9 protein-coding genes are annotated in these 15,842 nt (G+C 53.6%); 1 reads left to right on the forward strand and 8 read right to left on the reverse strand.

Features of this window, described 5'->3' with window-relative positions:
- Positions 1-72: 72 nt before the first annotated feature.
- From gyrB to HNV11_RS06210, 8 genes are all read right to left on the reverse strand, one after another.
- Positions 73-2,073 carry a DNA topoisomerase (ATP-hydrolyzing) subunit B gene (gene gyrB / locus HNV11_RS06175; RefSeq protein WP_171738840.1) on the reverse strand — a complete coding sequence of 667 codons (2,001 nt, stop codon included), beginning with the start codon at positions 2,071-2,073 and terminating at the stop codon, positions 73-75.
- 479 nt (positions 2,074-2,552) lie between these two features.
- The gene (locus HNV11_RS06180) at positions 2,553-2,957 is read right to left on the reverse strand and encodes a hypothetical protein (protein WP_171738841.1); all 405 of its coding nucleotides are present in this window, start codon (positions 2,955-2,957) and stop codon (positions 2,553-2,555) included.
- Positions 2,958-3,023: 66 nt separating this feature from the next.
- Complete coding sequence (locus tag HNV11_RS06185) at positions 3,024-4,235, reverse strand: alanine dehydrogenase (protein WP_171738842.1); 1,212 nt, start codon at positions 4,233-4,235, stop codon at positions 3,024-3,026.
- Positions 4,236-4,312: 77 nt separating this feature from the next.
- The gene (gene tsaE / locus HNV11_RS06190; RefSeq protein WP_171738843.1) at positions 4,313-4,735 is read right to left on the reverse strand and encodes a tRNA (adenosine(37)-N6)-threonylcarbamoyltransferase complex ATPase subunit type 1 TsaE; all 423 of its coding nucleotides are present in this window, start codon (positions 4,733-4,735) and stop codon (positions 4,313-4,315) included.
- Positions 4,736-4,774: 39 nt separating this feature from the next.
- The gene (locus tag HNV11_RS06195; protein ID WP_171738844.1) at positions 4,775-6,085 is read right to left on the reverse strand and encodes a Gfo/Idh/MocA family protein; all 1,311 of its coding nucleotides are present in this window, start codon (positions 6,083-6,085) and stop codon (positions 4,775-4,777) included.
- Positions 6,086-6,168: 83 nt separating this feature from the next.
- Positions 6,169-7,896: a RagB/SusD family nutrient uptake outer membrane protein gene (locus HNV11_RS06200; RefSeq protein WP_171738845.1), complete on the reverse strand. Its 1,728-nt coding sequence runs from the start codon at positions 7,894-7,896 to the stop codon at positions 6,169-6,171.
- Positions 7,897-7,911: 15 nt separating this feature from the next.
- Positions 7,912-11,160, reverse strand: coding sequence for a SusC/RagA family TonB-linked outer membrane protein (locus tag HNV11_RS06205; RefSeq protein ID WP_171738846.1), 3,249 nt, complete (start codon positions 11,158-11,160; stop codon positions 7,912-7,914).
- 301 nt (positions 11,161-11,461) lie between these two features.
- On the reverse strand, positions 11,462-13,219 hold the full coding sequence (locus HNV11_RS06210) for a phospho-sugar mutase (RefSeq protein WP_171738847.1): 1,758 nt from the start codon (positions 13,217-13,219) through the stop codon (positions 11,462-11,464).
- Positions 13,220-13,439: 220 nt separating this feature from the next.
- Between HNV11_RS06210 and HNV11_RS06215 the strand changes: the two genes are divergently transcribed.
- Positions 13,440-15,839: a TonB-dependent receptor gene (locus tag HNV11_RS06215; protein ID WP_171738848.1), complete on the forward strand. Its 2,400-nt coding sequence runs from the start codon at positions 13,440-13,442 to the stop codon at positions 15,837-15,839.
- The last annotated feature ends 3 nt before the right edge of the window (positions 15,840-15,842 follow it).

Here is a 15,842-nt window from a genome sequence, read left to right on the forward strand (position 1 = left end):
CATACTATAGATTCTAGCTTTCAATTACAACAAAAAAGCGGGCCAAACAGCCCGCTTTGTGTTATCAATCGGTTAAACATCCACTCGGGCGTATTTTGCGTTTCGTTCGATAAAGTCGCGTCGGGGAGCGACATCATCGCCCATCAATGTTGAAAAGACGTGGTCGGCGTCGGCGGCCGACTCGACCGTCACGATTTTCAGGCTGCGCGTGTCGGGGTTCATGGTGGTACTCCAGAGCTGTTCGGCGTTCATCTCACCTAAACCCTTGTAACGCTGCACCCCTACGTTTTCTTCGCGGCCACTACCGGCCAGTTCCTTCACAGCGGCTTCGCGCTGCTGCTCGGTCCAGCAGTATCGTTCTTCCTTGCCTTTCTTAACGAGGTACAGGGGCGGCTGAGCGATATAGACGTAACCGTTGTCAATCAGGGCCTTCATGTTGCGGTAGAATAACGTCAGAATCAGCGTCCGGATGTGGCTGCCGTCAACGTCGGCGTCGGTCATGATGATGATCTTATGATAACGGAGCTTGTCCAGGTTCATCACCGTTTCGTCGTCTTTCTTTTCCAAACGTACGCCAAGAGCCGTCCAGATATTCTTGATCTCTTCGTTCTCGTAGATCTTATGCTCCATCGCCTTCTCAACGTTCAGGATTTTACCCCGTAGCGGCAGAATTGCCTGGAACGCGCGGTTACGGCCCTGTTTGGCGGTTCCACCCGCCGAGTCACCCTCTACCAGATAGAGTTCGCATTTTTCCGGGTCGGTATCCGAGCAGTCGGCAAGCTTACCGGGCAGGCCCATGCCGCCCATAAAATCCTTGCGCTCGGTCATGATGCGTTTGTAGGCGAGGTCAGCGGCAATACGCGCCTGTGCCGACACGAGCACTTTCTTGACAATACCCTGCGCTGTCTTGGGATTTTCTTCAAGCCAGGTTTCGAGCATATCGGCCATCGCCTGGCTTACGGCGCTGACTACTTCCTGGTTGCCCAGCTTGGTTTTGGTCTGGCCTTCAAACTGAGGCTCCTGCACTTTCACCGAGATAACGGCCGTCAGGCCCTTCCGGAAGTCTTCGCCATTGAAAGTGACCTTACCGACATTTTTGGGCAGAACCCCCGGATTTTTATCGGCGTAATTTTTCAGGACACGCGTTAAGGCCGATCGGAAGCCCTGTACGTGCGTACCTCCTTCGTGCGTGTTGATGTTGTTAACGTACGACAATACGTTCTCACCGGCCTCGTAATTGTACACCAGCGCTACCTGTACCGGGGTCGAACCTTTATCGCTCTCCATATAGATCGGCTTCATGCCGTCGAGTGGGGGACGGGTTTCGTCGAGATACTGCACAAACTCTACCAGACCACCCTCCGAAAAGAAATCGTCCTGACGAAGCGGTGCGCCGGCTTCGTCCAGTTCGCGCAAATCATTCAGAAAGATATGAATGCCTTTGTTGAGGTAAGACAGTTCGCGCAGACGACCGGCAACCGTATCGTATTTGTAAACGGTTTCGGTGAAAATGCTGGCGTCCGGTTTAAAGTGAACCGTCGTGCCATGATCATCAGTCTCGCCAATGACGCGCACCTCATATTGCGGATGGCCGATTTTGTAAGCCTGTTCGAAGATCTTGCCGTCGCGGTGAACTTCCACGCGCAGATCGGTCGAGAGGGCATTTACGCAGGAGACGCCGACGCCATGCAGACCGCCGGAAACTTTATAAGTGTCTTTATCAAACTTACCACCTGCGTGCAGTACGGTCATAACCACCTCCAGGGCCGATTTGCCCATTTTGGTGTTGATGCCGGTCGGGATGCCCCGGCCATTGTCCTGTACAGTGATCGAATTGTCGGGATTGATAGTAACGGTAATCTTGTCGCAGTAGCCGGCCAGTGCTTCGTCAATCGAGTTGTCAACAACTTCCCAGATCAGGTGGTGAAGGCCACGAATACCGACGTCGCCAATATACATGGCGGGGCGTTTACGAACAGCCTCCAGTCCTTCTAAGACCTGGATGTTATCGGCGCCGTAGTTGCCTAAAACGGTTTCGGTCGGGGCGTCTGCTTCAATCAGTTCGTTGGTCATATTGGAATGGAAATAGATCAGAATATCTGTTATCGGGGCCTTAGGAACAGGCGCGTTCAGGAGCGCTTTACAGATTGTAAAAATACAAAATTTTTCCTTCTTTTCCTACCCCTTTTGGTAAGATTACGTTAATATACGTCAAATACAGAAAAAGAACAGACTACCTCTCATATGGAGCGGAATTGAGCCCTTTTGCTAAAGCCGGCCCCTATTTTTTCGGGCGATTAGTGACGCTAATCGCCCGAAAAAAGATGTCTGTTATACCCGTATTGGCGGGATAGATTATTTCTCAGAAAAGTATTATTAATACAGTCAGGTAACCAGTAGGTTTCATTCAGGGTTTATACTCAGAAAACAGCATTCGCAATCTATTCGTTTATACCTGTCCAGGGGGGCTGGCTGACCAACGGAACGCCATATAAAAAGCCGGCTTCGTCATGCGACTGAGCCGGCCTGAGAAATAAGCTGTTAGCTGGAAGTTAATCCTCCGGATAAGGAATATAGATGAAGCCCGCAAAATCGCCGTGAATCACAAACAAACAGCAATATTCGTCGGGTTTTTTATAGTTCTCTTTCCATAAATCCACCGATTCCGGGCCGATCAGCGTACGTTGGGTGAATTCGTCCAGAAACGAGGCTTTGTAATTCCACTGGTTTTCCAGCTCGCTGGCCCCAATCAGAAGCTGCCCCACCGGTACGTCCCGGCGTGATGCTACAAAAATGGGGTACTCCGAGAAGCCTCGTTTCCGAATCTGGTACGACGCTTCTTTCAACTGATCGGCCACTTTGACGAAGTCTGATGAAATCACGCCCATCAACTCCTTGTTAACGTCGTAGGAGTTGGCATCGTCCAGCAGTGTGTTTTCGTTGCTATGATTAATCATGTTGAGGGATTGAACGTGTTTGGTTAATTCGCCAGGTGATCTATCCGGGCAAACCGGGATTCAAACCTAAAACCTTGCTGCCAGCAGTAGCTGCAGATCCTTGAACCGCATGTTAAACTTACGGGCAATGTAGAGGTTAGTCAGCGTTCCCTTATGAGCATAAACACCTTTCATGAACCATCGGTTCGTGTACATCATCTGCTCAATGCCGCCGGTGGTGCCGGTTTCGAGCAGAAAAGGCAGGAAGATGTTGCTCAGAGCCATGCTGGCCGTATAGGCCACGCGGGCGGCAATGTTTGGCACGCAGTAATGAATGACGCCCATATGCTTGAAGGTCGGATGCTTATGGGTCGTCATGCGCGAAGTCTCGAAGTTACCGCCCTGGTCAATTGAAACATCAATGATAACCGAGTCGGGTTTCATGCGGCCAATCATCTCCTCGGTTACAACAATGGGGCTCAGGCCGTCTTCGGCCCGCATGGCCCCAATGACTACGTCAGCCCGCTGAATGGCTTCGGCAAGCGTATCGGAGTCGATAATCGACGTGTAGATATGCTGTCCGATGGAATATTTAAGCCGCTGGAGTTTGTATAAATACTTGTCGAAAACTTTTACATCGGCCCCCATGCCGAGCGCCGTTCGCACGGCGTATTCCGTAACGGTGCCCGCGCCGAGCATCACGACTTTTGTGGGTGGAACGCCCGTAATGCCGCCCAGAATAATGCCCCGGCCGTTATCGGCATTGCTCAGGTATTCGCCTGCAATGAGCATAACTGTACTGCCTGCAATTTCGCTCATGGAGCGAATGATTGGCATGTTACCGGCCTGATCCTCAATGAATTCGTAGCCGAGTACGGTCAGACTTTTCTCGTTGATTTTCTCGAAGTAGCTCCGGTCGTGGGCAGGCAGGTTTAGGGCCGAAATGACCGTACTGCCCGATTTGACGTATTCGAACTCGCCATCGACGAGCGGTTCGACTTTCAGAATCAGATTGGCCTCGTACACTTCCTGGGGCGAATAGGCGATCTGCGCACCGGCTTCGCTATATTCTGAATCCTGAAATTTAGCTTTTTCGCCCGCGCCCTGCTCCACAATTACGTTGTGGCCGTTACGTACCAGAATCGATACCGCTTCGGGCGTCAGCGCGATGCGGTTTTCCTGGAGCGACACTTCTTTCGGCAGGCCGATAAGCAGACTGTGTCGGCTGGTTTTTACGGCCAGCGGAGCTTCTTTCGGATACAGGGCCGTTTGCTTGGCCAATTCCTCAAATCCGGTCACTTTCTATGTCTTTTCAGGAACAGATGACGTCTGAAAATTGCATTAGAACCATACAATCTTCAGACGTCATCTGTTCGCTAGCCAATTAAACTGGTCTCAACTGTTCGGCGGTCATCAACATCCGCCGAAATCTGAATCTGGTAGTACTGAGTTGGCCAAAGCGACGTAATGCGCTCTGGCCATTCCACAAAACAGTAATCGCCCGAATCGAAGTATTCTTCGATGCCGATGTCTAAAGCTTCGGCTTCGTTGCGCAGCCGGTAACAGTCAAAATGATAGACCGATCTGCCTTCGTGGGTGGTATATTCATTAACAATTGAAAACGTTGGGCTCTGGGTTGTACTGACAACGCCCAATGCCCGGCACAACGCCTTGATGAGCGTGGTTTTGCCCGCGCCCATTTCGCCCTCGAAGAGCCATACGGACCGGTTACGTCCTTCGGCAAGCAGCCGGTGGGCCACCGTATCCAGTTCGTCGAGCCGCTGAAAATGGAGTGTCATAGGGCAGTAACAATATACAGCCCGCAAAGATACGGATTTTTAGACGGACCACTCCTTTCGCATGGGACGGCTTAACAGGCGATTGGCTTCGGCGTCGTTCTCAAATTTTTCTTTATCGGGGTTCCAGCGCAGCGGGCGTTTAAGTTTATAGGCAATATTGCCAATGTTACAGACTGTAGCCGTGCGGTGTCCGACCTCTACGTCGCAGATCGGATTTTTGCGGCTTATAATGGCATCCAGAAAATCTTTGTAGTGATTGTCGCTGTAATAAACCGAAGTACCGCTTCCACCTTTTTCGGTTTCGCCAGTTGGTTTATCCTTTAGCGAGGCAGGGGTGGTGATTAGTTCGCCCCGCGCTACTTTCACTTCCCCTTCAGTACCAATAAACTGACAGAATTGTTTGCCTTCGACGGGCTGGTGGTTCATGATAACGCCATTTGCGTACCGATACGTCAACCCTTTGCCGCTGTTATCGGTTGGGGGCGTTAGCTCGACCGGGCCGGAACTATCCATATTCAGGCCCCATTGCGCAATATCGAACATGTGGGCGCCCCAGTCGGTCATGCCGCCCCCACCGAATTCATCAATGTCGCGCCATTGACCCCAGAACGAATCTTTGGCCGTAGGCAGCAGCACGTGGTTGAATGGCCGGGCAATGGTGTTCGGGCCGAGCCAGGCGTCCCAGTTCAGGCCAGTGGGCATGGGTTCAGCCTGCAGATCCCACGGGCGCGGTCGGCCGCCTACGTTGACATTGATAGTTTTGATTTCGCCGATAGAGCCGTTCCGAACCAGCTCGACCGCCTGCCGGAATTCTTTCCAGGACCGCTGCATACTGCCCGTTTGGAACACCCGCTTATATTTTCGGGCGGCTTTCACCATATCGCGGCCTTCTTCGACGGTGAGCGCCAAGGGTTTTTCGCAGTAAATATCTTTGCCCGCTTTTGCCGCCTGAATGGCGAGCACACTATGCCAGTGGTCGGGCGTGGCAATGACGACGGCATCAATGTCTTTGTTGCTGAGCAGCGCCCGGTAATCGTCGTAAGGCAGCACACCGTTGTAAGAGCCTTTATCCGCCTTGTCGGCATAAAAGGCGTTGACGGCGTCCGAAAAAGCAGTTATACGGGGCTTGTCAACATCGCACGCAGCCATAACCCGGGCGTTGTTCTTCAGAAACTGATTTCTCAAGCCCCCGGCCTGTTTACCCAGGCCAATGAAACCAACGGAAATCTGATCGCTGGGTGCAAGAAACCCACGACCCAGCACGTGACGGGGAACAATGTAGAAAGCCGACAGGCTGACAGCCTGCTTCAGAAATGTTCGGCGGTTCGATTGGGCAGATGATTCATTCATGGGCTAATGAAATTAGGAAAAATAAAAAGTGGGCAGCCGACAACCTTTACTTGCCTGCTGCCCACGGTATGAAACGGAGCGAATTAGTAACCCGGGTTCTGCGTCAGCGTTTCCTGACTGCCTTTTTTGCTGTTCAGGATTTCCTGCAGCGGTATTGGGAAGTATTCGTGCTTGCCTTTAATGAACTGTACCCCGTTGAGGTATATCCGCTTCTTCGACTCGGTGGCGTAGTAGGCGTTCAGCACCTGATCGGCAATGCCCCAGCGAACGAGGTCGAACCGGCGGTGGCCTTCCATGCCAAACTCCAGCCGCTGCTCAAACTGAACGGCTTTGCGGGCAACGTCACGGCTGGGCCAGGTCGTCGTGTATTCGTTGATTACGTAATTGGCGGCTGCTTTACCGTCTGGATTCTTGACGAATCCATCGGGGTTGGCCGCCCGCTTCCGAATCTGGTTGACATAACCGCGGGCTTTGTCCAGATCGCCAATTTCTGCCTCTACTTCGGCTAACCAGAGCAATACGTGGCTGTAGCGAATCATGCGGTAGTTGTTGGCGTTCAGACGAGGGTTGCCGGCAAAAGTGTTCGTGCCGACATCCGAGCGGTACATTACGTGCTTCTTGGGCGAATAAGGACCGCCATATGCCTGATCGCGAACGTAAGCCTTGCCGGGGTGAACGCCCCAGTCGAGGTACTGAACACCCCGGCGGCCAACGGTCCAGTCCAGACGCGGATCAAGGGGACCGGCATAGGGCGTAAACGGAGCCGTCGATTCAACCCCCTGATCGCTGGGTACGTCCGACGCATTGAACGAGTCGAGCAGTGGCAGGCCGTTGGCATCGGTCTTGAAGGCGTTAACCAGGTTTTGCGAAGGCTGGAAGAAACCGCAGCAGGTCGTTACGCCACCGCCACCATAGGGGTAGTTCAGCGTCGAACCAATGTTGCCGTTTTCGCCCCCCGATGCTCCGTCGTTTACGGAGTACTGGACCTCAAAAACAGACTCCGCATTATTGTTCGTAACGGCCCGGAAGTTATCGTGATAGCGGTCCACCAGTTTATACTGACCACTGGCCACAATCGCTTCGAGCAGCGGCTTGGCTTCGGCGTATTTCTTCTGGAACAGATAGGCCTTCGCCAGCGTAGCCGCAGCAGCCCATTTCGTCGGGCGTCCCGGCTGGGTTTGCCTGGTGGGCAGCACGTCATAAGCCGCTTTCAGATCGGCCACGATTTTAGGCCAGATGTCCTCTTTATTGGGCAGCTTGGTACTCTCCAGATCATTCGGATTATAGATCTGCTCATCGATGTAGGGCACCATGTTGAACATCTTTTTGAGTTCGAAATGGTAATGGCCCCGCAGGAACCGGGCTTCGGCCGTGATTTGCTGCCGCTCGGCATCGGTCACGTCTTTGGCAGCGGCCAGAGCCTGCAGAACGTCGTTCGTGCGGGCAATCCCGTCGTACATGCCCCGCCATTTACCCCGGAAATAGATGTTGTCGGACTGAATATTACCCTGCTCAATAAGCGATATGGGCGGCTGGTCGCCCGCAATAGTGCCCTTATAGGCATCGTCGGAGGCCACGCTACCGTAAACCCAGTTGTCGGCGCCAGCCTGATAGGAGCGATAAGCGCCTTCGGCCGTTGCCCAGCCGTCCAGCAGCGCGTAAGCCCCGATCAGCAAGGAGTTAACACCGGTCTTATTTTGGAGCGTCGTAACGGCCAGTGCCGCTTTGGGTTGCACGTCCAGGAATTTGTCGGAGCAGGATGACGCGATTGCCAGACAGACAATAGAACTGAGAGTTAGGATCTTTTTCATAAAGGATTAAAGCGTTTAGAAGCTCAGGTTCAGACCAACCAATACGGTTTTTGCAACGGGGTAAGAGCCACCATCGACACCGATCTGGCGGTCGTTACCGGCCGAGTAGCTGCGGAGGTTGATCTCCGGGTCCATGCCGGAATATTTCGTGACCGTCAGCAGGTTCTGCCCCTGCACGTAAACCGACGTAGCGCCCAGCCGCAGCCGCGACAGCAGAGCCTGGGGCAGTTGATAGGTCAGCTGGATATTCTTCATGCGGAAATACGAACCGCTTTCGAGGTAGTAGGTTGAAGGCTGAATGCTAACCTGGTCGCTCGACCGGAGCTGGGGCAGGATAGCATTGGTTGCGCCCGGCCGCCACGACTGATACAGCATGCGGGTGCTGCGGTTACCGGCAAACGTCGGGAAGTCGGTCCAATACTTCACGTAGTTGAAGATCTGGTTGCCCTGAACGCCCTGGCCAAATACCGTCAGACCGAAGTTTTTATAATTCAGATTCAGGTTCAGGCCGTAGTTGAAATTCGGGTGGGGATTACCAATAATGCTCAGATCTTTGGTGTTGACCACTCCGTCGCCGTTTATGTCCCGGAACTTGAACCGGCCCGCTACGTTCTCGGTGGCAGCATTGCCAAACTGCACCGGATGGGCTTTGGCTTCTTCGTTGGTCTGGAAGATGCCATCGATTGTATAGCCAAAGAACGACGAGATAGGGTAGCCCTGCTGGGTAACCACGAAGTTCTGAATCCGTTCATCGTTGATTCCAAAATACTGCGTGTTGGGGTCGCCGGTTGTTTTGGTCACAACGTTACGGTAGGTGCCGACGTTGGCGCTGATGTTATAATTCAGGCCGCTGGTCCCAATTTTATCGCCGTAGCTCAGCATCAGGTCAACCCCCCGGTTACGCATTGAACCAATGTTCTGGAACGGGTTAGTTGCCACGCCCTGGGTCAGCGGAGCCGAAACCGGGAACAGCATGTCGGTTGTTGTGCGGGTGTACCAGTCAAAGGCTACGCTCAGACGGTTCTTCAGCAGGCTGGCGTCAAAGCCAATATTAAGGCTGGTGGTAGTTTCCCATTTGGCTTTGGCGTTACCGAACTGGGTCAGCTCATAACCTGGAATTGACGAGGTACGCGAGCCGTTGATGTCGTAGAACGACGTAATGGGGTTGGTGCTAAACTGCGTGAAGGAGTTGTAGTTACCAATCTCCTGGTTACCAGTCTGGCCAACACCCGCCCGAACCTTCAGGTCGTCGATGAACGTAAGCGGACGCATGAACCCTTCTTTAGATAACCGCCAGCCCACACTGGCAGCCGGGAAGACTGCCGAGCGGAACTCCCGCGCAAACCGCGACGAACGGTCCCGGCGGACGGTCAGGTCGAGCAGGTATTTGTCGTCGAGCGCGTAGTTGATCTTCGCAAACTCCGACGCCAGCCGCCAGTTCGAAGCGCCACCGTTGTTGGTCTGAACGCCTGTACCAGCGCTGAGATATCGGTTTTCGAGGTCATCCACGGCAAAGTTGGTCCGGCTCGCATCGAAGGATTCGAAATAGCTCTTGATGGCTTCAGTACCCGCAATAAAGTTAAGCCGGTGCCGGTCGCCCAGGTTCAGATTATAGGTCAGCATGTTGTACCAGGTCCAGGTCCATTCATAGTTGTTGCTGGTTTGCAGGCTGTTGGAGCCCCGCGCTTCCGCCGATTCAATGTCGCGGATGGTGTAGTTGCGGTAGTTGAACAGGTTATAGTCAATACCAAAGCTGGTGCGGGCCGTCAGGTTCGGCAGAATGTCTACTTCGGCGAAGGCATTGCCAAACAGCCGGACTTCTTTCTGGATGTTGTCCTTATTGCGGTACAACAGGGCCATCGGACTATTTGCATTGTCGAGGTCGCCACCGCGCGTGCCGGCAAAATTGCCGGCTACGTCATAAACCGGAATAATTGGCTGGATGCGGTACGCAAACGAAATTGGATTGCTTTCGGCGTTGTTGCCGTTTGGCTGACCAATCCGCTCGCCGTAAGCCGCCTGAAAATTCTGACCGACCCGAATCCGCTTTGTTACGTTGAACTCCGTGTTCGAGCGCAGTGAGTAGCGTTTGTAGCCCGTGTACTTCATGATACCCTGCTGGTTGAAGTAGTTGAGCGACAGCGCGTAGCGCCCGCCTTCGCTACCCCCCGAAACACCAATCTGGTGGTTCTGAATGGGTGCCGGGTTGAAAATTTCCTCCATCCAGTTCGTGCCTTCTTTGTTGGCCCGCGTAATGAGCAGAAACTTCGACGAGTTGATGTCGTTGTTGTAGTTGACATACGTACCGTCGGGGTTGCGGGCTACGCGTGGATCGCTTTCCGAGGCACCGCTGGGCAGCACGAAATCCGGAATGACGGGCGTCGGGCCGTTGCCAAACTGCGAATGGATGGGGTTGCCATTAGCGCCGACCACCCCGGAATTTTTGCGGGCTTCCCAGGTCAGCTGTGCATACTCCTGGGTGTTGAGCATGTCCAGGAGTTTTCCGTGCCGCTGCGTTCCGTAATACGTGTCATACGTGAATTTGGGCTTGCCTGCTTTGCCTTTCTTGGTCGTGATGATAACTACACCGTTACCCGCCCGCGAACCATAGATGGAAGCCGCCGAAGCGTCTTTCAGCACCTGTAAGCTTTCAATATCGTTCAGGTTCAGGGTATTGAGGTTGCCTTTGGTGGGAACGCCGTCGATGACGTAGAGCGGAGAGTTGTCGTTGATGGTCCCGAAACCCCGGATGCGGACCATGACGCCCCCGCCCGGGGAGTTCTCGTTACCGACCGTTACGCCCGCCACGCGGCCCTGGAGCGCCTGCCCGACGTTGGTCGCCGGCACCGACAGCAACTGCTTGGTATCTACCGTGGCCACAGCGCCCGTAATATCACGTTTAGCCTGCGCGCCATAACCCGTTACCACGACTTCGCTCAGCGTTTTGATGTCCGGGGCCAGTGAAATGCTGATATCTGTACGGTTACCGATGCTTACTTCCTGCGCCGTAAAACCAATGGCCGAGATGGTCAATACATCGCGTCCGTTGGGTACATTCAGGAAAAAGCGACCTTCGGCGTCGGTTACCATACCCGTTTGTGTGCCTTTCACCACCACGTTCGCGCCCGGTAGCGGGCTGTTGTCGTTACCGTCCGTTACGCGGCCGGTAATCCTGCGGTCCTGAGCCATAGCTCCAACGCACAATAACCAGCTTAGCAAAAGCAGGGGGAATGTGCGGTACGCTTGTCGTAAAGCGTTACTCATAGTCGGTTAAAAGATTAGGTGGAAAAGAATTTAAGGATAAGCACATAAGTACTATTGCGCTAAAGATGCGCTCTGGCGGATTCTAATGATTTAAACCTATCAAATCGTAAAATACTGACAAAAAGGCGGAGTAACTTTGGGCGGTAGTACTGAATAAGCACTTTCAGTTCGGGACGAAGGACGGGCTGGCTACGGCTAGTAAGTAGAATTACCTAAACGATTAGGTGGCTGTATAATTAAGAAGCCCCGATGCTGTTTCGCATCGGGGCTCCGGATAAACACAGTTTGGCAGCAACCTTACTTACTTCAGTTGCAGCTCGTCGATCACGCGCTGTACCTTCTCTTTCAACTGAGCATAGGTTGCATCGAAAGCGTCTTTGCTTTCGAGGGGTTCGCGAACGCTGACGTAGAACTTAATCTTTGGCTCCGTACCCGATGGCCGGGCAGAGACTTTAGTGCCGTCGGCCGTAAAAAACTGCAGTACGTTCGAGGACTCGATGCCCATCTTGCCCGCTTCAATCGGCACCGTCAGGTTGTTACCGAGGTCGGTGCGGGTCAGGGCTTTGTAATCGTCAATGCGAACCACCGGCGATCCGGCAATTTCTTTGGGCGGGTTCGCGCGGAAGTCGGCCATCATCTGCTGAATCGCTTCGGCGCCTTCTTTCCCTTTCTTGGTCAGCGACACGAGCGCTTCGTAGTAGAAGCCGTTTTCCTGATACATCGCCATCAACATGTCGAACAGGCTCTGCCCGTTGTCTTTTGCATAGGCGGTCAGCTCAGCGATCATGGTGCAGGAGGCAACCGCATCTTTATCCCGGACAAAATCGCCGATCAGATACCCGTAGCTTTCTTCGCCACCGCCAATGAACTGCTCCTTACCCTCAAGTTCACGAATAACCTCAGCAATATATTTAAAGCCGGTCAGCGTATTATAGCACGTTACGCCATACCGTTCGCACATCCTGTCGATCAGATCGGTAGTTACGATGGTCTTGGCCACAAACTCTTTGCCGGTGAGTTTACCCGCGTCTTTCCAGGCGTTGAGAAGGTAATAAATAATCAGGCTGGCCATCTGGTTGCCATTCAGCAACTCAAATTCGCCGTGGTGATTGCGGGCACCTGCGCCCACGCGGTCAGCGTCGGGGTCGGTCGCCATGACCAGATCGGCGTTCAGCGACTGGGCCAGATCGAGCGCCATCTGCATGGCCGGGCGTTCTTCGGGGTTTGGCGACTTAACGGTTGGGAAGTTGCCATCGGGCGTAGCCTGCCCCTCAACAATATGTACGTTGGTGAAACCCAGCGCGTCGAGGGCGCGGGGCACGAGCGTAATCCCCGTTCCGTGGATGGGTGTGTAGACGATGTTCAGATTGGCCTGCCGCTTGATGACGTCCGGATTAACGGCGTTCGACTTAATCCGCTCAATGTAAGGCGCGTCAATCTCCTCGTCGATCAGATGAATTTTTTCAGGAACGCCCTCAAACCTGATGTCATCAACGGACGTAATCTTACTCACCTCGGCGATAATGGCCTTGTCATGCGGAGCTACGACCTGCGCGCCGTCGTTCCAGTACACTTTGTAGCCGTTGTACTCCGGCGGGTTGTGCGAAGCCGTTACGACGATACCGCTTTGGCAGCCAAGCTGCCGAATAGCAAAGGAAAGTTCGGGCGTAGGGCGCAGGGCGCTGAACAGATACACTTTGATGCCGTTGGCCGAGAAAATATCGGCGACCAGGCGGGCAAACTCCGGACTCATCCGACGGCTGTCGTGGGCAATCGCAACGCTGATGTCCTCACCGGGGAAGGCGGCATTGATGTAATTGGACAGCCCCTGGGTCGCGGCCCCAACGGTATAGCGGTTCATGCGGTTGGAACCCACACCAACCACGCCCCGCAGACCACCTGTTCCGAATTCAAGATCGCGGTAAAACGAATCGGTCAATTCGGTGATGTTGCCGGAATCAATCAGGTGTTGAATTGCTTCTTTTGTGTCGGCGTCGTAGTTGCCGCCAAGCCACTGGTCAATACGCTGCTGTGTGGGGGAGTCGAGGGTGGTTGTCATGCAAAAGGCTATTTTACAATAGGAATTAATGATGCGTCAAAGTTACGATTCCGCGATTGCCAGCCAAATCCAAACAGGAGAATCATCAATAAGGCGGAAGAGCTTTCTAGATAGGATGGCTCCTCGCTGTTATTTTTCATAAAAAGCTTATTCTTATTTGGAAAAATTCTAAACAGTCATCACCTTTGCATTGTCAAGAATTATTCTAAATAAGATTTGCATGTTCTGTCTCTCTACACGGTACGCTATTATCGCTCTTTTCATAACTTTCGTTTCGCTTTTTAACTGTGTTCTGGCTGAAGATGGCGACGCGCCAACAGGTTCAGTCCGGGGACGGGTGAACACAAGCGATGGCAAGCCTGCTCCTTACGTTACTATCTCGCTGAAAGGCAGCAATAAAGGCACCCTTTCGACCGAAGATGGCAGCTATGTGCTGCGGCATCTACCCGAGGGGCAACACGTTATCGTCGCTACGTTCGTTGGATTGCAGCCCCAGGAACAAGTTGTAACAATAGTCGTTGGCCAGGCAATGCAGGTGAATTTTGAACTAACCGAAACGGCCCGCCAGCTGAACGAAGTACAGGTTCGGGGCGCCCGGAGCGATAATCAGAAGCCGGTCAGTCTGGGCAAAATAGCCATCCGACCGATGGATTTACCACAGGCTGTCGCCGTTGTAGAGCGCGAGGTGCTGGAGCGTCAGCAGACACTTCGGTTGAGCGATGTGCTGATGAATACGAATGGAGTTTACATCATGGGCACGTCAGGTGGTACACAGGAGGAAATTGCGGGGCGTGGGTTTGCTTTCAATAGCAGCAATACTTTTAAGAACGGCGCTCGTTTCAACAATGCCGCCATGCCTGAGATCAGCGCCCTCGAACGCGTTGAGGTCCTGAAAGGCAGCAGTGCCATTCTGTTCGGAAACGTGGCGGCTGGTGGCATCATTAACCTGGTTACCAAAAAACCGCAGTTTCAGTCGGGTGGCTCGGCGTCGCTGCGGCTGGGCAGTTTTGGCTTTGTTAAGCCGTCGGTCGACGTGTATGGCGGAATTGGCAAAGGAGAGCGCGTGGCTTACCGGCTCAACACCACTTACGAGCAGAGCAACAGCTTCCGCGATGAGGTGAAAAGCAAGCGGTTTTACGTCAACCCGTCGCTGCTGTTCAAACTGGGCAACAAAACAGACCTGCTCGTTGAGGGCGATTATCTGAATGACAACCGCACGGCCGATTTCGGTACGGGTGCCGTCAACTACGTAGTGGCCGACATCCCGCGCAGCCGGTTCCTAGGTGTATCCTGGGGCTACAACCGCATTGAACAACGCAGCCTGTCGGCTACGCTGACGCACCAGCTGAATCAGAACTGGCAGATCCGGGCGCTCGGCTCCGCGCAGAAGTTCGACAGTGACTTGTTTGCAACGCAGCGGCCAAATGGCGCCGGGCAGTTCATCAAAGCTGACGGTACCTGGATTCGGGGCCTGCAACGCACGCGGGTTGATGAGACGTACTGGATTGGGCAGGTAGATCTGACGGGTCAACTGACGACCGGTTCGATCAAGCATATGCTGCTGATTGGTGCCGATGCCGATCAATACCGTACCAACACCACAGCGTTCAACCCGCTGACGCCTTACGATACCATTAACATTTATAATCTGTCGAAGTATCGCCAGCGTACCGACATTCCGACGCTTTCGGCCCGCACTCTTACCCAGTCGCCCATCAACCGGGCGGGCGTGTATGCGCAGGATCTGATTTCGTTCTCGGAGAAGATTAAACTGCTGGCGGGTCTGCGCTGGAGCTATCAGCAAACGGGCAGTAACGTACTGACCTACGCCGATAAGAAAACCACCTCGGCCACCGCTTTCGACGACGCGGTAACACCCCGCCTGGGTCTGGTGTATCAGCCCGTACCAACCACTTCGCTGTTTGTGAGTTATGCGAATTCGTTTGCGCTCAATACGGGTGTTGACGTGTCTGGAAACGCCCTGCCGCCTTCGTTTATTAATCAGTATGAAGCCGGTATCAAGAACGATCTCTTCAACGGGTTCCTATCGGCCAACGTAACGGCCTACAAGATTGTGAACAGCAACCTGGCCCAGACGAGCCTGGCGAATGGAAACACAAACAGCAACATTAAGGAACTGGCGGGCGAGGTAACGAGCCGGGGTATTGAAGTGGATTTGAAAAGCAAGCAGGTGGGCGGCTTCTCGTTCATTGGCGGCTATAGCTACAACCAGACCAAATACACGAAGAGCAACACGTACGTTGTGGGTAGCCTGCTGCGCTATAACCCGAATCATACAGCTAACGCGAGCGTCTACTACGCCATTCAGCGGGAAGGCTGGGCAAAAGGCCTAAACCTTGGGCTGACGGCCTTCTATATGGGTGAGCGCGTTGCTGGCCGCTCAACGCGGGTTACGGTGAACAACGACACCTATCGCCTGATGCCGATCCCGGCCTTTACGCAACTCGATGCGTCGGTTGGCTACTCACTGCCCCGCATCTCGATTCGGGCGAAGGTTTCTAACCTGCTTAACGTACTGAGCTATCAGGTGCACGACGACAACAGCGTGAATCCCATTGCTCCCCGGATGTTTTCAACGACCATTTTCTATCGCTGGTAAACA

The sequence above is a fragment of the Spirosoma taeanense genome (assembly GCF_013127955.1).
Lineage (GTDB): Bacteria > Bacteroidota > Bacteroidia > Cytophagales > Spirosomataceae > Spirosoma > Spirosoma taeanense.